The following is an 18,510-nucleotide window of genomic DNA, read 5'->3' as shown; positions in this document are numbered from 1 at the left end:
GTCTTGGCCGCCGACCGTTACGGTGTGCAAGACCCGCCGCTCAGGCGGGACCGGTGTTAACAAGAGTGGAGCATGTGAATGATGAGGAAGCTGACAGCAATGCTGGCTGTTCTCGCCGCAGTATTGCTGGCTGGCTGGGGGGCCGGTAGCGCCACTGCTGCCCCGGCAAAGATCTATCTCGGCGGAGGGTCGGGAATCCTGGTCCTCAAGGGTGGCAACAGCGCAGCCGCCTGCACCCTCACCACGATCGGCAACGCCAAGACCGGTGAGCTGATCGGTATCACCGCAGGCCACTGCGGCAAGCCCGGCCAGAAGGTGCTCTCCGAGACATTCCAGAGTCGTGGCCAGGCAGGCACCATCACCTACTCGGATCCCAAAGAAGACGTCGCGATCATCGAGTTCGACAAGAGCCGCGTCGTGCCGCTGCGGACCGTGAACGGTGTGACGATCAACCGCATCGACACCAAGCCCCTCGGCTTCCCCACCGTCGCGTGCAAGCAGGGTCGCACCACCGGCAACACCTGCGGCATCTCGTGGTTCTCCGACGGTGACGTGCACTTCTCCCAGATCTGCGTCATCGAAGGCGATTCGGGTAGCCCCGTGGTCGTCGGCGACCGGCTCGTCGGCATGGTCAACGCGTACTACTTCGTCGGCTGCATCGGACCGGAGACCGGAACCAACATCGGCCCCGTGCTCGACTACGTGAAATCGACCAGGTACAAGGGTTTCTCGCTGATCTGATCGACTGACAAGACAACCGACGCAACACCCCGAGGCAACCACTTCGCCTCGGGGTGTTGCGTTTTCGCGTGTCCGGGTTCAGTCGACGCCGAGTGCGACCGCCGAGCGCGACCCGCCGTGGCGCGCCGGTAAAACGACACCGGCCCGACTCCCTGACGGGAACCGGGCCGGTGCTGAGTCCTTTGAGTATCAGGCGGTTTCGGTGATCGGACGATCCACCCAGCTCATCAGGTCGCGCAGCTTCTTGCCGGTGACCTCGATCGGGTGCTCGGCGTTCTTCTTACGCAGATCCTCGAGCTCCTTGTTGCCGCCCTCGACGTTGGCGACGAGGCGCTTGACGAAGGTGCCGTCCTGGATGTCGGAGAGGATGGCGCGCATGCGGTCCTTGGTATCGGCGTCGATGACACGCGGGCCCGACAGGTAGCCACCGAACTCCGCGGTGTCGGACACCGAGTAGTTCATGCGGGCGATGCCACCCTCGTAGATCAGGTCGACGATGAGCTTGAGCTCGTGCAGCACCTCGAAGTAGGCCATCTCGGGTGCGTAGCCCGCCTCGACCATGACCTCGAAGCCGGTCTTGATCAGTTCCTCGGTGCCACCGCAGAGCACGGCCTGCTCACCGAAGAGGTCGGTCTCGGTCTCTTCCTTGAAGGTCGTCTTGATGACGCCGGCGCGGCCACCACCGATAGCCGATGCATACGACAGTGCAAGCGCCTGTCCCTCACCCTTGGGGTCCTGGTCGACGGCGATCAGGGCGGGAACGCCCTTGCCGTCGACGAACTGACGACGCACGAGGTGACCGGGACCCTTCGGGGCGACCATCGCGACGGTGACGTTCTCCGGAGCCTTGATCAGGCCGAAGTGGATGTTGAGGCCGTGGCCGAAGAACAGCGCGTCGCCGTCCTTGAGGTTCGGCTCGATGTCCTCGGTGAAGATCTTGGCCTGCGAGGTGTCGGGAGCGAGCAGCATGATGACGTCGGCCCACTTGGCGGCCTCGGCGTTCGACATGACCTTGAGGCCCTGCTCTTCCGCCTTCTCACGCGACTTGGAGCCCTCACGCAGGCCGATCGCGACGTCGACGCCGGAGTCGCGCAGCGACAGCGAGTGCGCGTGGCCCTGGCTGCCGTAGCCGATCACAGCAACCTTGCGGCCCTGGATGATCGACAGATCGGCATCGTCGTCATAGAACAATTCGATCGCCACAGTTGGATTCCCTTCGATATCTACTTGTGCCCCAGTCGAAGTGGTCTTGCGGCCGGGGCTCGTATGTTGTCTTACGACAGGTTGTTTTCTTCAGAACGTCAGCGGTTGGCCGACATGCTCTTGGGTCCTCGACCCAGTGTGACCGCACCGGACTGGGCGATCTCGCGGATGCCGTACGGATCGAGCATCCGCAGCAGGGCCTCCAGTTTTTCCGACGTTCCGGTCGCCTCGATGGTCAACGACTCGGGCGAGACGTCGATCACCTTGGCGCGGAACAGATTCACGACCTCGATGACCTCACTGCGCACCGAAGCGTCGGAGCGCACCTTGACCATCATCAGTTCGCGGGACACCGACGACGCCGGGTCCTGCTCGACGATCTTGATCACATTGATCAGCTTGTTGAGCTGCTTGGTGACCTGCTCGAGTGGGAAGTCCTCGACGGAGACCATGATGGTCATTCGCGAGACACCCTTCATCTCGGTCGGGCCGACAGCGAGCGACTCGATGTTGAATCCGCGGCGCGAGAAGAGCGACGACACGCGCGCGAGAACACCGGGCAGGTCCTCGACCAGAACGCTCAGGGTATGAGTACTCACTTCCGACCCTCCTGGCCGAGATTGGTCTGCTGGTTGACGATTTCGTGGATCTCGGCGACGTCTTCGGCGGCCGACTCGTTGTCGTCGAAGAGCGGCCGGATGTCGCGGGCGGCCATGATCTCGTCGTTGCCGGTACCCGCTGCGACCATCGGCCAGACCTGGGCGTCGGCGCCGACGATGAAGTCGATGACGACCGGGCGGTCGTTGATCTCACGCGCCTGGGCGATCACGTCGTCGACGTCGGCTTCGTTCTCGACACGGAATGCCGCGCAGCCCAACGCTTCCGCGAGCTTGACGAAGTCGGGGATGCGCCGCGAGTGGGTCGAGAGGTCGGTGTTGGAGTAGCGCTCCTCGTAGAAGAGCGTCTGCCACTGACGGACCATGCCGAGGTTGCCGTTGTTGATCAGCGCCACCTTGATCGGGATGCCCTCGATCGCGCAGGTGGCCAGCTCCTGGTTGGTCATCTGGAAACAACCGTCACCGTCGATGGCCCACACCTCGGCGTCGGGATCGGCCATCTTGGCGCCCATCGCCGCGGGAACGGCGTAGCCCATCGTGCCGAGACCACCCGAGTTCAGCCACGTACGCGGCTTCTCGTAGGAGATGAACTGTGCGGCCCACATCTGGTGCTGGCCGACGCCCGCGCAGTACACGGCGTCGGGGCCCGCGAGCTGCCCGACGCGCGAGATGACGAACTCCGGCGACATCGAACCGTCGGCGGGACGGTCGTAGCTCACCGGGTAGGTGCGGCGGATGCGGTCGAGGTAGGCCCACCACTCGGTGAGATCCTGCGACGTGTCGCTGGTGGCACGCTCGTTGCGCAGCGTCTCGATCAGATCGGAGATGACAGCCTTGCAGTCGCCGACGATCGGGACATCGGCGACGCGGTTCTTGCCGATCTCAGCGGGATCGATGTCGGCGTGGATCACCTTCGCGTCGGGCGCGAACGACGCCAACTGTCCGGTGACACGGTCGTCGAAGCGCGCGCCGAGAGTGATCAACAGATCCGAACGCTGCAGTGCCGCAACGGCTCCCACGGTGCCGTGCATGCCGGGCATGCCGAGGTGCTGCTGGTGCGAATCCGGGAACGCTCCGCGAGCCATCAGGGTGGTGACGACGGGGATGCCGGTCAGCTCGGCAAGTTCGAGCAACTCCGGCGATGCGTTGGCCTTGATGACACCGCCACCGACGTAGAGCACGGGGTGCTTCGCGGCGTTGATCAGTCGAGCTGCCTCACGAACCTGCTTGCCGTGCGGCTTGGTCACCGGACGGTAGCCGGGCAGATCGATCTGCGGCGGCCACGAGAAGGTGGTCTGCGCCTGCAGGATGTCCTTGGGGATGTCGACGAGAACCGCACCGGGACGGCCGCTTTCGGCGATGTGGAACGCCTCGGCGATGATCCGGGGGATGTCGATGGCGTTGCTCACCAGGAAGTTGTGCTTGGTGACCGGCATCGTGATGCCGGAGATATCGGCCTCCTGGAACGCATCGGTGCCGATAAGTGCCCGGCCGACCTGGCCGGTGATCGCCACGACGGGGACCGAGTCCATCTGCGCGTCGGCCAGCGGCGTGACGAGGTTGGTCGCACCGGGACCCGACGTCGCCATCATGACTCCGGCGCGACCGGTGACCTGTGCATAGCCGGTGGCAGCGTGACCAGCACCCTGCTCATGACGAACGAGAACGTGCCGCACCTTCTGCGAGTCGAGAAGCGGGTCGTAGACCGGCAGAACAGCGCCGCCGGGAATACCGAAAACCACCTCGACGCCGAGCTCCTCGAGCGATCGAACCACCGACTGCGCACCGCTGACCCGCTCGGGTGCGACGGTGTTCTGCGGCACGGCGCGGAGCGTGCCCGCCGCCGGTGATTGTTCGCGCAGCACGTTGGCTGCGGTGCCATTACTCTTGGCTGCGGGCTCGGTTGTGGCATCGGCCCCGCTGGCGGCGCGTGCTGTTGGTGCGCTCACTGCACGGTCCTCACATCTTCTGTTCGGCGTCCTGCGACGGACTGGGATTCGATTGACTTGTGATTGCGCATGGAGATCGGTTCACCATGTCGTTGACAACAAAAAACCCCCGACAGCAAGGCTGTTCGAGGGTGGCGCGTCGATGCTGGTTGGGTCTACGAAGTGACCGATCAGGCGACGACGCGCCGGCCGATTACTACGAGAAGATCCTTGTGCATCACGTTGTTCACGGTAGGGCTGTGCACATCACTGAGTCAAACTACGGACACCTGAGTCCCACATCGTGGGAAAGCACTGCGTGGACGGGCCGTCTGGCGAGGATGACACAATGGGGTCGTGCCTTCGTCTGACCAGCCGACTTCCAGCGACCTCCCCGACGACGTCCCCCCGAGCGAGGACCTGTCTCGCGAGGATCACCTGTCACACGAGGACTCCTCGGCAGAGGATGCGGTCGAGTTGCCACAGGCTTTCCGGGTACAGAAGCTGGCCTATTTCGCGGTGCCAGCGGCGTTCATCGTCGCGATCATCCTGGCGGGCACGTCACTGGTGTGGCTCGGCTGGACACTGATCATCCCGATCCTGCTCGCCCTGTGGATCGCTCGAATCCGGACTGTCGTCACCGAGGACGGGATCACCGCGGTCGGCACGTTCCGCACCAGGCGCATCGCGTGGTCGGACATTGCGGGTCTGCAGTTCTCCAAGTGGGGACCCGTCCGGGCAGTGCTGTCCGACGGCTCGAAGGTCCGATTGCCTGCGTTGATGTTCCGCGACCTGCCACTGCTGTCCGCCGCGAGTCGCGGCCGAATCCCCGATCCATACGCCGCCGCGGCCGCAGCAGAATCCTGACGCCCGAGATCCTGATGCGCAGAATCGTGCCCAGCAGTCATCGTCAACCCGCCCGAACCCGGCCGTCGCGTTAAGGTTCTTCAGGTGGCAAGCCCCACCGTTTCCGCCCACGACATCGACGACCTCATCGACGCGGGCGAGCTGGCCCAGACGTCGGCATACCTTTCGACCCTTCCCCACCACGACGTCGCCGCCATTCTGGACAGACTCCCCCGCAAGCACAGCGGTATCGCGTTTCGGCTGCTACCCAAGGACGTAGCCGTCGACGTCTTCGACGACCTCAGCCCGCGGTCGCAGCGCCACCTGATCGACGACCTCGGCACCACTGCGGTCGCCGAGGCGTTCGACAATCTCGATCCCGACGACCGCGCCGAACTGCTCGACGAATTGCCCGCGGCCGTCGCCAACACGTTGATCGCAGACCTGACACCCGAAGAACGTGATGCCACCGGCGTCGTCCTCGGCTATCCGCGCGGTTCGGTCGGCAGGCGGATGAGCCCCGAAATCGTCCATGCCTACGTCGACGAACCGGTCGCCGCGGCTCTCGCGCGTGTGAAAGAGCGCGGCGCCGAGGTCGAGACGATCTACACCATCCCGGTGATCAACCACCATCGCGTCCTCGAGGGTGTGGTGAGCTTGCGCGATCTCCTGCTCGCCGAGCCCGAGACCCCGGTCGGCGATCTCATGCGCAAACCCGTCGCTGCTGCCGCCGACGACGACGCGGAGTCGACTGCGCAACGCTGCGTCGACCGCGGCATCCTCGCCATGCCCGTCGTCGACAGCGAGAACAGGGTCGTCGGGGTGCTGACTCTCGACGACGCCGTCGAAGTCATCGAGCAGGCCCGAGACGTCGACGAGGCGCGTGCCGGCGCAAGCGAGCCGCTCGACGAGCCGTATCTGCTCGCCTCGGTCTTCTCCATCACCCGATCACGGATCGTGTGGCTCTTCGTCCTTGCCATCTCGGCGATCCTCACCGTCAACGTCCTCGAGATCTTCGAGGCGACGCTCGACGAGATGGTGGCGCTTGCGCTGTTCATCCCCCTTCTGACCGGCATCGGCGGCAATACCGGTTCGCAAGCCGCGGTGACGGTCACCCGAGCACTCGCCGTCAACGACGTCGCACCTCGGGATGTGGCCCGGGTGGTCGGCAAGGAGTTCCGAGTGGGACTGACACTCGGCGTCAGCCTCGGGCTCGTCGGATTCGTCGTCGCGGGCCTGGTCTACGACTTCCGCATCGGCACGGTCATCGGCGTGACCATCGTGTCGATCTGCACCATGGCCGCGACGGTCGGCGGGCTCATGCCGCTGATCGCCAAGTCGATCAAAGTCGACCCCGCAGTGTTCTCCACTCCGTTCATCTCGACCTTCTGCGACGCAACCGGCCTCCTGCTCTACTTCATGATCGCCAAATCGGTGTTGGGTATCTGAGTCGCGGTACATGCACCGCCGGGCGGCCGACGCGCGCGGGCCGTCGGCCGAGATCTGTTTTGTTCCCGCACGTCAGCGGGGAGTACCGTTGATGAGCGAACCCGCTTCGCCACGCCCATCGGAGTGACGACGCGAGTTGGCTCAGCCCAGTCGAACCCGGTGCGGACCCGCCGAGGTGTCAGGCCAGACGAACGTTTCCGACGCACACGAAAACGGTGAGCGAATATTCGCGTCTGGTGTGGCGTTGAGACATCCACAGCGCCGTAGTCGGCGCATCGCGAGTCCACACGGTCCGCCTCGCGCGGACACCGAACGATCGAGGAATCCCATGCCAGCCCTGAGGTCGCGAACCACCACCGTCGGACGAGAAGCAGCCGGAGCCCGCTCACTGTGGCGTGCCACCGGCATGACCGATGACGATTTCGGCAAGCCGATTGTCGCCATCGCGAACTCGTACACACAGTTCGTGCCGGGCCATGTGCACCTCAAGAACGTCGGCGAGATCGTGGCCGACGCTGTTCGCGCCGCGGGCGGCGTTCCCCGCGAGTTCCACACGATCGCCGTCGACGACGGCATCGCGATGGGTCACGGCGGCATGCTCTACTCGCTGCCGAGCCGCGAGATCATCTCCGACTCCGTCGAATACATGGTCAACGCCCACACCGCCGACGCGCTGGTGTGTATCTCGAACTGCGACAAGATCACTCCCGGCATGCTCAACGCCGCGATGCGCCTGAACATCCCGACCGTCTTCGTCTCGGGTGGCCCGATGGAGGCTGGCAAGGCCGTGATCGTCGACGGTGTCGCGCAGGCGCCCACCGACCTCATCACCGCGATCTCGGCGTCGGCGAACAACGACGTCGACGACGCGGGCCTCACCGAGGTCGAGCGGTCGGCCTGCCCGACATGCGGCTCGTGCTCCGGCATGTTCACCGCCAACTCCATGAACTGCCTGACCGAGGCACTGGGTCTGTCGCTGCCGGGCAACGGCTCGACGCTGGCCACACACGCCGCGCGCTACGACCTGTTCAGTCGCGCGGGCACCACCGTCGTCGAGGCTGCTCTTCGCTACTACCGCGACGACGACGACTCGGTGCTCCCGCGCAGCATCGCGACCACGACGGCCTTCCGCAACGCGATGGCACTCGACGTCGCGATGGGCGGCTCGACCAACACCGTGTTGCACATCCTCGCCGCCGCGCAGGAGGGCGAGGTCGCCGACTTCGATCTCGACGTCATCGACGAGATCAGCCGCAACGTGCCGTGTCTGTCGAAGGTCGCACCCAACTCCGACTACCACATGGAAGACGTCCACCGCGCCGGTGGCATCCCCGCCATCCTCGGTGAATTGCGTCGTGGCGGACTGATCGACGACACCGTCTCCACGGTGCACTCGAAGACCATGGCCGACGCCCTCGACGACTGGGACATCCGCGGCGGCAAGGCCACCGACGCCGCGATCGAACTGTTCCACGCCGCGCCAGGTGGCGTGCGGACCGTCGAACCGTTCTCGACGAAGAACCGGTGGAGTTCACTCGACACCGACGAAGAGGGCGGCTGCATCCGCGACGTCGAGCATGCGTACACCGCAGAGGGCGGATTGTGTGTGCTGCAGGGCAACCTGGCCGAAGACGGAGCCGTGCTCAAGACCGCGGGCATCAGCGAAGACCTCTGGCATTTCCAGGGTCCCGCGCGCGTCGTCGAAAGCCAGGAGGAGGCCGTGCAGGTCATCCTGTCCAAGACGATCCAGGCAGGCGAGGTGCTCGTCGTGCGCTATGAGGGCCCGTCCGGCGGCCCGGGCATGCAGGAGATGCTGCACCCGACCGCCTTCATGAAGGGCACCGGCATGGGCAAGAAGTGCGGGCTCATCACCGACGGCCGGTTCTCCGGTGGCTCGTCGGGTCTGTCGGTCGGCCACATCTCCCCCGAGGCCGCCGCGGGTGGTGTCATCGGTCTGATCGAAGACGGCGACCCGATCCTCATCGACGTCAAGACTCGCGCGTTGAAGGTGCTCGTCGACGACGACGTGCTCGCCGAGCGTCGCGCCAAGATGGAGGCCTCCGAGCGTCCGTGGCAGCCCAAGGACCGCCAGCGCACGGTGACGACTGCGCTGCGCGCCTACGCCAAGCTGGCCACCTCCGCTGACAAGGGCGCTGTTCGCCGAGTCGACTGAGAGTCTGGGCGTCTGAGCGTCCGGCGTACAACTCCAACAAGAAGGGCCCGACCAACTGGTCGGGCCCTTCTTCATTGCGTTGGTGTCTTTACAGCGGGGCTGTCAGCCCGGGTTGCCCGGAGAGGTGAACGGGTCGGTGCCGTTGCAGAAGATCCAGATCACGCACGCGACGGCGATCCCGACGACCAGCCACAACACCGAGCCGATGAACGGTCTGCGGGCCCAGCCACGCGGATAGTCCAGTGAGTAGAGCCCCGGCCCGGTGAGGATGATGGCGGCGGCCGCCGCGGCCATCATGAGCTCGAACTCGACGCCGCTTGCGCTCGCGAAGAACTCGAACCCACCGGCGAGCGTTGTCTTGAATGCGGCTGCCAGCAGCATCACCGCGAGAATCGCCGACGCCCCGATCGGCGTGAGCAGCCCGACGATCACCATCAGACCGCCGATCGTCTCGGCGAGCGCGATACCCGCTGCCAGCGGCTTGGCGGCGTCCGCTGCGAATCCGATCGCGGGGTTCGCGGGATTGAGGAGTTCATTCTGGAACCCGTCGAGACCTGTGCCGGTCCACCAACCGAACAGGTGTGACAAACCGTGCGCCATCACGACGACTCCGACGGCCACGCGTAACAGCAGCAGCCCGAGGTCGAGGGTGCCGCGTCGCACGCGCGGCTCGGCGACCGCGAGCGACTCGTCATGGTCGGCGTGTACCGGCGCAGGCACTGCGTCGACGTCGGCCCGCGCACTGCTGAATCTCGCTGTATCGACGGGCTCAGGAGTGGCGGGGTCGACGGGTTCGGCCGTCGCGGAGTCGGCGGCGTCGTGTTCGGGTTGAGGGGTGGCCGTATCGATGATCGCGGTGTCGTGACGCTCGGTCGAGGCGGCGGTGACCGGGTGGGCAACGTCCCCGTGCTCGCGCGCAGGTTCGGGCGTTGCGGGCTCGGAGCTCGCGAAACGTTCGGTCGCGGCGTCGTCGATACGTTGCGGCGCGGGCCTGCGGCGCCGTCGATGCCCCGTCGCCCCCGCGGCCGACTCTGAGGACACTGCTGCCGGCGGCGTCGGCTTCCCAGCGGGTGGGGTCGTGGCGGAGAACGGGCGCGTCTGCACCTCGTCCGGATCGAGATCGTCGAGTTCGTCGACGCGAGTCATCCGTCCACGAGAGTGCCTGTCGTAGAAGGCATCACGGTCGTCGGCAGGACGTTGTTGGATGGGGATCTGCCCGGTCGTCTCGTCGTACGGACTCGCGGAGTCGCCGTCGGAACCAACGTAGGGTTTGTTGCTGCCCGTCTCCGCGTTGCCTGCCGCCACGCGCCCGGTGCCGCTGCCTGAACTTCCCCTCAGACCGCGATCGTCGGAGTTCGACGCCGCTCCGGAGACGTCGTCGGTAGAGGCCCGGTCGTCTCGTTCAGTCACACAGTCGACTGTAGAGCGTCGCCGACGGGCCACCGCCCAACAGCGCGCGGTGAGTCGTCGACCATCGCCTACTGTGGTGTGCATGCGAGAGGGGCGGAACAAGCGGCATCGAACCGCCGGATCCCGGCGGGTGCGCCTGTGGGCACTGCTGACGGGGGCGATCATGCTGGCGGCGGTCGTACTCACCGGGTGCGCAGACTTCTCCGCTCAGGACCGCGACCGCGCGGCAGGCGACTTCTCGGCCAACAACGATGCGCCCCAGAATCAGCAGCAGACGCCGACCCCCGAGCCCAGCACCCCGGAGAATCAGGGTCCGCCGCCGACAGGCCCGTGCGTCGACCCCGACCCCCAGGTCATCGCCACATGTCTCGCGTCGACCGGAGGACTCATGCCCGGCGACGATCAGGCGACCACAACGGTCGTCGCCGAACGCACGACGGGCAAACTGATCACCGCCAAGCGCTATGGACCGCAACGAGCGATCGCCTCGTTCGACGTCGACGGCTCGGGCGACGGCGGACTCGTCGACTTCGCGTTGTCTCCGACGTACAGCCAGGACCGGCTCATCTACGCCCTCATCACCACCCCGTCGGACAATCGCGTGGTCCGGATCGCGCCGGGCGACGTCGCCAAGCCGATTCTCACCGGGATTCCGAAGGGTGCCACCGGAAACATGGGGGCTTTGTACTTCCGCTCCCCCACCGAGCTCCTCGTCGCGACGGGCGATGCGGGTGATCCGTCGGCGGCGGCAAACCCTGCGTCGCTCGCGGGCAAACTGCTGTCCGTCACCTCGTTCGGGTCGGGCGCCAATCCGCCACCGAAAGTCGTCGCCTCCGGATTCGGATCGAACGTGGCACTGTGCCACAACGACACCGGAGCGCTCTACGTCGCCGATCGCACCTCGACCGAGGATCGCTTGCAGATCGTCGAGTCGGCCGGGCCCAAGGTGCTGTGGACGTGGCCGGACAAACCCGATGTCGCGGGTTGCGCGGTCTCATCGGGCCAGATCTTCGTAACCACCACGCGCACCCAGCAGATCCTCGCGCTCACCGAACCGACACGAGAGAAGCCGACGATCACTCCGCCTGCCGTCGTTCTCGAGAAGCGTTACGGCGCTTTGGGTCGGATCGTCAGCTCCGCAAGTGGCGCAATGCTTTTCGCGACCGTGAACAAGGCGTCGGGCAAGCCTGTCGCCACCGACGACCGCGTCGTGCGCTTCATTCCGCCCGCGTCGTCGGAGAATCGGACCTGAGGTACGAGCCTCGTTTTCCGTCACCCGTTCGTCGTACGGATTTCGCGATACTGCCGATCGGTGACATGGGCGCGCTCTACGCTGCCTTCACCACTGATCATTCAGCGAAAGGCACGGCCCATGCGTCGTCGCGTTCTGGTTCTCGTACTCTCGTTCTTCCTCGCCCTCGCATTCGGGTCTGCCGGTGTGGCCACCGCGGCACCGGGTTTGGGCTCCTCCGATTTCGGCAGTCTCGGCGGCATCCCCGGCCTGCCGGGCACCTCGGCCGGCTGTTCGGCGGAACTCTACAGCCCGGGCGATTGGCGCCTCGGCCCGAAGGAATTCGCCACGGAGGCGCCGGTCGGACCTCAGTTGGCCGGCTATAAGCGCCTCGGCAACTTCACCGACGGCAAGGACTTCCTGACCAAGTGGTGGGACCCGGACGCGAAGCCCAAAGCAAACTGGCGCTATCCGGAACAACAGGGGTACGTTATCAGGAACGGCAAGCCCATCAAGCACCGCGCCGCGCTGGACGTCGGCAAGAGCATCGACCGGTACGGCGGTGAGGGTGGCAACTTCTTCGCACCCACCGGCACGAGTTACATCAAACGGTCACTGCCGCCGTCGAATCTCGTCAACAGCTCCAGCCCCCGGTATTGCAACTACCACGTGTACCGCGTGGTCAAGCAACTCCCGATCTACACCGGCCCGATCGCACCGGCCTTCGAACAACCCGGTCTCGGCACTCAGTACGAGGTGGTCCCACAGCTTCTGCCGAGCCGCCCGGAGTGTGGAACCGACGTCAACGTCGGCTGGCTGCTGTGCGCCGGATACCTGCTGCAGACGTTCCCGCCGGTGACCAGCGGATGACCGGTATCGACAGCGGGCTCGGCGAGTCGATGACGACGCGCATCGTCGAGCTCGGCCGTCGTATGGGGGCGACCACCGACGACCTCCCCGAGCTGTCACGTCTGCGCGACGACGGTGTTCCATCATGCTGGCAGCAGGACGGCGTGTGGCATCTGACGGTCAGAGAACGTGCACGCATTCTCTCCGACCGACAGACCACCTCTGCCGACGAGTTTCTCTTCTTCGTCGCCGAACAGATATCGGATGCGAAGTCGCGACGACTGCACCCGCCCGGCACCCCGGATTTCCGCAGGGTGTCGTGGCAGGCGCAGTACGACATCCTGCACGGCGTCGACCCGGAGTGGGCAGACACGTGGCTCGGTCAGACGCGGTCACGACTGGTCGACGCCGGCGTCGACGACGATGTGCTCGCGCTTCTTCCAAACGCGAGCTGATCGGCTCGGGCGTCGTCAGGAGCAGGCGGCGATGACCAGTTCTTTCACACGAGCCGGGTCGGCCTGACCGCGCGTCGCCTTCATGACGTCGCCCACGATCTTGCCTGCGGCCGCAACCTTGCCGCCCCGGATCTTGTCGGCGATGTCGGGGTTGGCGGCCAGTGCCTCGTCGACGGCCTTCTGCAGTGCGGAGTCGTCGCGCACCACCTCGAGGCCACGGTCGGCCACGATCTGCTCGGGTTCGCCCTCGCCGTCGAGCACCGCGACCGCGACCTGCTGCGCGAGCTTGGTGGTCAGCTTGCCCTCGTCGACGAGTCCGATGACCGAGGCGACCTGCGCCGGAGTGATGGCCAGATCGGCGAGTTCGACCTCGCGCGTATTGGCCTGTTGCGCGAGGAATGACACCCACCAGCCGCGCGCGGCTTCGGGAGCGGCACCCGCATCGACGGTCGCGATGATGAGGTCGACGGCGCCGACGTTGACCAGGTCACGCATGACCTCGTCGGACACGCCCCACTCGGTCTGGATCCGCGCGCGTCGCACCCACGGCAACTCAGGCAATGCGCCTTGGATCTCGGCCACCCATGCCGAATCCGGTTGCACGGGAGGCAGATCGGGCTCCGGGAAGTAGCGGTAGTCCTCCGCGGTCTCTTTACGACGCCCCGCCGAGGTGGTGCCGTCGGATTCGTGAAAGTGACGAGTCTCCTGCACGACCTCGCCGCCCGATTCGAGAACCGCTGCCTGCCTTCGCATTTCGTAAGTGACGGCGACCTCGACACTCTTGAGCGAGTTGACGTTCTTGGTCTCGGTGCGGGTGCCGAACTCGGAGGCATCCTTGCGCATCAACGACACATTGGCGTCGCAGCGCAGCGATCCTTGATCCATGCGGACGTCCGAGACGTCGAGTGACTTGAGGAGATCTCGCAACGCCGTGACGTAGGCGCGCGCGACCTCGGGTGCGCGCGCTCCGGCACCGGTGATCGGCTTGGTGACGATCTCGACGAGCGGCACACCCGCGCGGTTGTAGTCGAGGAGGGAGTGGTCGGCGCCGTGGATGCGGCCGTCGCCACCCACATGCAGCGACTTGCCCGTGTCCTCCTCCATGTGAGCGCGTTCGATCTCGACACGCCAGGTCGTTCCGTCGGAGAGCGCGACGTCGAGGTATCCCTCGTAGGCGATCGGGTCGTCGTACTGGGAGATCTGGTAGTTCTTCGGCTGGTCGGGATAAAAGTAGTTCTTCCGCGCAAAGGTGCTCGACGGCCGGATCGAACAGTTCAGCGCCAGTCCGATGCGTATCGCGTACTCGATGGCCTTGGCGTTGGCCACGGGGAGTGATCCGGGCAGGCCGATGCACACCGAGCACACCTGCGTGTTGGGATCGGCTCCGAAGGCGGTCGGGCACGCACAGAACATCTTGGTGTCGGTACCGAGCTCGACGTGCACCTCGAGTCCCATCACGGGATCGAACTTCTCGATGACCTCGTCGTAGTCCATCAGTTCGGCGGTCGCGGCAGTCATGGCGTCCAGTTTATGCGTGCGCGCATCGCCCGGTCGGTCGGGTCGTGTGCATCGACGGCGCGCATCACCGAGCCGCGCCGAGCGGGGCCCGTCAGCCGAAGATGACCCGCATTTCCTGATACTGGGCCGCGGGGACCTGCTTGTGGTTGGCCAGCGCCTCGTCGAAGGTGGTGCGCTCGATCTCGGTGCCACGCAGCACCACCATCTGCCCCCAGCCCTTGTCGGCGACGAGATCGGTCGTCGCCATGCCGAGTCTGGTGGCCAGGACGCGGTCGAACGCCGTCGGCACTCCACCGCGCTGTACGTGGCCGAGCACGGTTGCGCGGGTCTCGATTCCGGTGCGCTCCTCGATCATCGGGGCGAGGACCTCGGCGATGCCGCCCAGTCGGGGCCGGTTGAAGCCGTCGAGCCCCTTCGTCGAATGTGCGGTCTCCATCTCGGGCAGTTTGAAGCCCTCGGCGACGACGACCATCGGTGAGCGACCGCGGTTCTTCACGCTCGTCACCCAGGCGCAGATCTGATTGAGACTCTCGGGATGCTCCGGGATCAAGATGGCATGCGCGCCGCCCGCGATTCCGGAGTGCAATGCGATCCACCCCGCGTGACGGCCCATCACCTCGAGCACCATGCAGCGTTTGTGCGAGTTACCGGTGGTACGCAACCGGTCGATGGACTCAGTCGCGATCTCGACCGCGGTGTTGAAACCGAACGTGTAGTCGGTCGCGGCGATATCGTTGTCGATGGTCTTCGGCACGCCGACGATGTTGATGCCGTCTTCGAACAGGCGCTGCGACGCTGCGGCCGTGCCATCGCCGCCGATGGCGATCACACCGTCGATCTCGAGGTTCTTGAGGACCTTCTTGATGTTCTCCGCGCCACCGTCCGGCTCGGAGTACGGACCGAATCGACTGGTACCGAGGATGGTTCCGCCCTCGTGGCTCAGACCACGCACACGGGCGCGGTCGAGCTCGATGATGTCGCCGTAGACGAGTCCGTACCAGCCGTCACGAAAGCCGACGAACTCCTGCCCATAGACGGTTTCTCCCTTGAGAACCGCACCGCGGATGACCGCATTCAGACCCGGGCAGTCGCCTCCGGAGGTGAGAATGCCGTATCTCTTCGCCATGTCTCTTCGTGCCTTCCGCCGTCCGAGTTGCCGCTATCCGAGTTAGCCGCCGGGGTGAACGCTCACTGGTGAACGCTTACTTGGGTGAACGCTGTCCAATCTAGTTGGCCGTCGTGCCGTGCGCCGTGCGACAGCGAATGCCGTACAGCCGGTGTTCATCACTTCACACCGTGCTCGTAGGCGTAGACGACGGCTTGGGCGCGATCGCGCAGGCCGAGTTTTCCCAACAATCCACTCACATGTGTCTTGACGGTCTGCTCGGTGACGTACAGTTCGCCCGCGATCTCGGCGTTCGACTTGCCCTCGGCGACCAGTTCGAGCACCTCACGCTCGCGCGGGGTGAGGGATGCGAGTTCCGGCGATGAGGTGCGGCGCTCACGCCGCGAGGTCACCTCGGCGATGAGTCGGCGGGTGATCGACGGCGCCAGCAGCGCATCGCCCGCCGCGACCACCCGCACAGCCCGGACGAGCTCGTCGGCGGGCGCATCCTTGAGCAGAAATCCCGACGCCCCGATCCGCAGCGCTTCGTACACGTAGTCGTCGATGTCGAAGGTCGTCAACATCAGCACGCGCGTCTTGCCCGCGGCGCCGTTCGCCGGAACGCCTGCGCCCGTACCGGATTCGACGCCCGCCTGACTCGCCAGGATGCGCTGCGCCGCCCACAACCCATCGCGCCTGGGCATCCGCACATCCATGAGCACTACGTCGGGGCTCACCCTGGCGCACAGTTCGACGGCCTCGACGCCGTCGGCGGCATCACCGAGCACCGAGAAGTCGGGTTGGGCGGCGAGCAACGCCGAGAATCCCTGTCGGACCATCGCCTGGTCGTCGACGATGACAAGCGTGATCGGCACCGGATGCACGCTACCTTTCTGCATCCGAAGAATCTGTATTTGATGAATCTGTATTTGATGAAGCAGTGGGGTCCGATGATGCGGTTGGGTCCGATGAAGTGATCGCGCGCTGGTTTCCGGTGGGAACCCACGCGCGGACGGCGAATCCGCCGTCAGGGGTGAGCGCGGTGACGAGTGATCCGCCGACGCTGCGCGCCCGATCGGTCATACCGGGGATACCGGCTCCGTTGCCCGCAAGATCCAGCGGCGGTTCGGTGCCCGGCCCGTTGACGACTGCGAGTTCGAGCTGACCTTGTGCACCGTCGCGCAGCCAGATGTCTGTCCGCGCTCCCGGCGCATGGCGGGTGGCGTTGGCCAGGGACTCCTGCACGATCCGATACACGGCCAGACCCGACGCCTCGCCGACGTCCGTTCCGGGCGTCGCCAGATGCAACTGCACGTCGGCTCCTGCCCGACGTGTCGCCTCAACCAACGACTCGATGTGTTCGAGCCCGGGGTTGGGCGCTGTCCGCGCACTCGACGCATTTGAGGTGTCGTCGGGTTCACGCAGCACGCCGAGGAGCTGGCGCACCTCGTCGAGCGAGGTGCGCGCCGCCACGGCGATCGCGTCGAATTCGGCCGCAGCGGCGTCGCTGACGTCGGGCAGTCGATACCGAGCGGTCTGCGCCATCACCACCACCATCGACATCCGGTGGGCAACGACGTCGTGGAGGTCACGCGCGATGCGTGCACGCTCCTGCAGGACGGCCGCCTCGGATTCCGCCGCCTTGGTCTCCTGGGTGCGCTCGGCCAGCTGCCTACGAGATGCCAGCAGCCCGCGCACAAGGGCGATGACGATGGCACCGAACGTCAGACCGAAGATCCATCCCGGCCGCTGGTCGTCGGGGGCCGAATTCGTCATCACCAACGTCGACGCCAACCAGATCACCGGCAGCCACCGGAGCGGGCATCGGAGTGCGGCCATGAACGACAGCACAAGGATTGCGATGATGTGCGTCACCTGGATCGACCACGGCCACCCGCCCACCGTGGGAACCACCGACCCGATGATCATCGCCGCGAGCAACGAGATCGCCCATCCCACAACGGGAGCCGACCACCCCAGCGCAACCGGCCATGCGATCGCCGCGGCCACGGCGGGCATCGCGTACGCCGGAACGTCGTGCGTCAGGCTCGATGTCGGCCATGCCACAGCGAACAGCACTGCGGCACACAGGAAGAAGAACACATTCGCGCGCGACGAAAAATAGCGTCGCACATCGGGATCCGACAGCGCGGGAATAGCGCGCACCTCGTCGACGAGGGCGGAGCCGGCCTTACGGAGCCCGGTCCGCACGTGCTTCATCATCAGATCACCTCGTCGTCCACCGTAGGCGAGTCGGCTCACGATGTCCTCATACCCAAGAGGGAGATCGGGGTCGCTCTGCGGTAGTGGGTCGACGACAGCGGTCACCGCGAATGGACTGTGCGACAACCCCACTCGCGGCCGATGTGGGTTGGTGCTCCGCATTTCTAGCGTCGATGACATGACTTCGAGCCACCGACTCCCCCATCGCACCCACCGACGTCGACGCTGGTCAGCCGCACTTCTGCTCGTCAGCGTCGCCGCGTTCGCCACCCTCCCCATGACGCCTGCCGGCCACGCGGCCGCGCAGTCGGCGGTCGCTTCGACGTCGAACACCGACACCTCCGACCACACCGCAACCACCGAAGACCCCGCGGCGGCCGCGGTCGTCAGGCGCCTTCTCGACGGCAACGGCGCCGGGGCACTAGTGTCCTGAGTCATTAATTGTCATTCGGTTGTTAGGCTAGGGAATGGCAACCCGGGGTCCGCGAGCAGTGGATATTGTTCTGACCGATGACGAGCGCCGTGAGCTCGAAGGGTGGGCGCGTCGGCGAACGACGGCCTCGGGTTTGGCGATGCGCTCACGAATCGTTCTCGCCGCCGCTGATGGCGGTTCGAATACTGAAGTGGCACAACGACTCGGCCTCAACCGAGGTACCGTGCGGCGCTGGCGAGGCCGGTTCGTCGGGCACCGCTGCGAGGGGTTGCTCGACGAACCCCGGCCTGGGCGACCTCGCACCGTCGGCGACGAGCAGATCAAAGACC

17 protein-coding genes are annotated in these 18,510 nt (G+C 65.7%); 9 read left to right on the top strand and 8 right to left on the bottom strand.

The genetic code is table 11. From position 1 onward, the window contains the following. Positions 1 to 78 precede the first annotated feature (78 nt). On the top strand, positions 79 to 741 hold the full coding sequence (locus A5785_RS03485) for a trypsin-like peptidase domain-containing protein (RefSeq protein WP_064864568.1): 663 nt from the start codon (positions 79 to 81) through the stop codon (positions 739 to 741). A 189-nt stretch (positions 742 to 930) separates the two neighbouring features. Here the strand turns inward: A5785_RS03485 and ilvC are convergent, their stop codons facing one another. The 3 genes from ilvC to A5785_RS03470 form a co-directional block, all read right to left on the bottom strand. Next, complete coding sequence (gene ilvC, locus A5785_RS03480) at positions 931 to 1,944, bottom strand: ketol-acid reductoisomerase (RefSeq protein ID WP_005205225.1); 1,014 nt, start codon at positions 1,942 to 1,944, stop codon at positions 931 to 933. 98 nt (positions 1,945 to 2,042) lie between these two features. Then, a complete protein-coding gene (gene ilvN, locus A5785_RS03475) occupies positions 2,043 to 2,543 on the bottom strand; it encodes an acetolactate synthase small subunit (RefSeq protein ID WP_005205228.1) in 501 nt (166 codons plus the stop codon). Beyond that, on the bottom strand, positions 2,540 to 4,510 hold the full coding sequence (locus tag A5785_RS03470; protein WP_005205229.1) for an acetolactate synthase large subunit: 1,971 nt from the start codon (positions 4,508 to 4,510) through the stop codon (positions 2,540 to 2,542). Before A5785_RS03470 ends, ilvN begins: the two co-directional genes overlap by 4 nt. 336 nt (positions 4,511 to 4,846) lie before the next feature. Here A5785_RS03470 and A5785_RS03465 point away from each other — a divergent pair, with 336 nt between their 5' ends. The 3 genes from A5785_RS03465 to ilvD all read left to right on the top strand — a co-directional run bounded on the left by A5785_RS03465 (position 4,847) and on the right by ilvD (position 8,957). Beyond that, positions 4,847 to 5,356 carry a PH domain-containing protein gene (locus A5785_RS03465; RefSeq protein ID WP_005205231.1) on the top strand — a complete coding sequence of 170 codons (510 nt, stop codon included), beginning with the start codon at positions 4,847 to 4,849 and terminating at the stop codon, positions 5,354 to 5,356. A gap of 84 nt (positions 5,357 to 5,440) precedes the next feature. Then, the gene (gene mgtE, locus A5785_RS03460; RefSeq protein WP_005205232.1) at positions 5,441 to 6,784 is read left to right on the top strand and encodes a magnesium transporter; all 1,344 of its coding nucleotides are present in this window, start codon (positions 5,441 to 5,443) and stop codon (positions 6,782 to 6,784) included. A 328-nt stretch (positions 6,785 to 7,112) separates the two neighbouring features. Further along, the gene (gene ilvD / locus A5785_RS03455; RefSeq protein WP_039855265.1) at positions 7,113 to 8,957 is read left to right on the top strand and encodes a dihydroxy-acid dehydratase; all 1,845 of its coding nucleotides are present in this window, start codon (positions 7,113 to 7,115) and stop codon (positions 8,955 to 8,957) included. 102 nt (positions 8,958 to 9,059) lie between these two features. On the opposite strand, the gene A5785_RS03450 is transcribed toward ilvD, so the two are convergent. Then, positions 9,060 to 10,262 carry a DoxX family protein gene (locus A5785_RS03450; RefSeq protein WP_005205236.1) on the bottom strand — a complete coding sequence of 401 codons (1,203 nt, stop codon included), beginning with the start codon at positions 10,260 to 10,262 and terminating at the stop codon, positions 9,060 to 9,062. A 187-nt stretch (positions 10,263 to 10,449) separates the two neighbouring features. On the opposite strand from A5785_RS03450, the gene A5785_RS03445 reads away from it, so the two are divergent. The 3 genes from A5785_RS03445 (at position 10,450) to A5785_RS03435 (ending at position 12,902) form a co-directional block, all read left to right on the top strand. Beyond that, positions 10,450 to 11,619, top strand: coding sequence for a PQQ-dependent sugar dehydrogenase (locus A5785_RS03445; protein WP_082946522.1), 1,170 nt, complete (start codon positions 10,450 to 10,452; stop codon positions 11,617 to 11,619). Positions 11,620 to 11,739: 120 nt separating this feature from the next. Further along, on the top strand, positions 11,740 to 12,468 hold the full coding sequence (locus A5785_RS03440; RefSeq protein ID WP_005205240.1) for a TNT domain-containing protein: 729 nt from the start codon (positions 11,740 to 11,742) through the stop codon (positions 12,466 to 12,468). Further along, complete coding sequence (locus A5785_RS03435) at positions 12,465 to 12,902, top strand: Imm63 family immunity protein (RefSeq protein WP_005205243.1); 438 nt, start codon at positions 12,465 to 12,467, stop codon at positions 12,900 to 12,902. The genes A5785_RS03440 and A5785_RS03435 overlap by 4 nt, the downstream gene beginning before the upstream one ends. A 15-nt stretch (positions 12,903 to 12,917) precedes the next feature. Here A5785_RS03435 and gatB read toward each other — a convergent pair whose 3' ends face one another. The 4 genes from gatB to A5785_RS03415 all read right to left on the bottom strand — a co-directional run bounded on the left by gatB (position 12,918) and on the right by A5785_RS03415 (position 17,745). Beyond that, the gene (gene gatB / locus A5785_RS03430; RefSeq protein WP_005205244.1) at positions 12,918 to 14,420 is read right to left on the bottom strand and encodes an Asp-tRNA(Asn)/Glu-tRNA(Gln) amidotransferase subunit GatB; all 1,503 of its coding nucleotides are present in this window, start codon (positions 14,418 to 14,420) and stop codon (positions 12,918 to 12,920) included. 91 nt (positions 14,421 to 14,511) lie between these two features. After that, positions 14,512 to 15,546 (bottom strand): ATP-dependent 6-phosphofructokinase, encoded by a 1,035-nt coding sequence (locus tag A5785_RS03425; protein WP_005205247.1) that lies wholly within the window; start codon positions 15,544 to 15,546, stop codon positions 14,512 to 14,514. A 158-nt stretch (positions 15,547 to 15,704) separates the two neighbouring features. Further along, complete coding sequence (locus A5785_RS03420; RefSeq protein ID WP_039855305.1) at positions 15,705 to 16,400, bottom strand: response regulator; 696 nt, start codon at positions 16,398 to 16,400, stop codon at positions 15,705 to 15,707. 10 nt (positions 16,401 to 16,410) lie between these two features. Continuing rightward, positions 16,411 to 17,745, bottom strand: a complete 1,335-nt coding sequence (locus tag A5785_RS03415) for a sensor histidine kinase (RefSeq protein WP_082946528.1) — start codon at positions 17,743 to 17,745, stop codon at positions 16,411 to 16,413. Between the two features lie 181 nt (positions 17,746 to 17,926). Here A5785_RS03415 and A5785_RS23615 point away from each other — a divergent pair, with 181 nt between their 5' ends. Then, positions 17,927 to 18,181 carry a hypothetical protein gene (locus A5785_RS23615; protein WP_231895420.1) on the top strand — a complete coding sequence of 85 codons (255 nt, stop codon included), beginning with the start codon at positions 17,927 to 17,929 and terminating at the stop codon, positions 18,179 to 18,181. A gap of 34 nt (positions 18,182 to 18,215) precedes the next feature. Next, a partial coding sequence (locus A5785_RS22790; RefSeq protein WP_156527987.1) for a helix-turn-helix domain-containing protein occupies positions 18,216 to 18,510 on the top strand: 295 nt, incomplete at its 3' end.

Source organism: Gordonia sp. 852002-50395_SCH5434458 (genome assembly GCF_001665905.1).
GTDB classification, from domain to species: Bacteria; Actinomycetota; Actinomycetes; order Mycobacteriales; family Mycobacteriaceae; genus Gordonia; species Gordonia jacobaea.
This window is presented reverse-complemented; position numbering and strand designations above follow the sequence as displayed.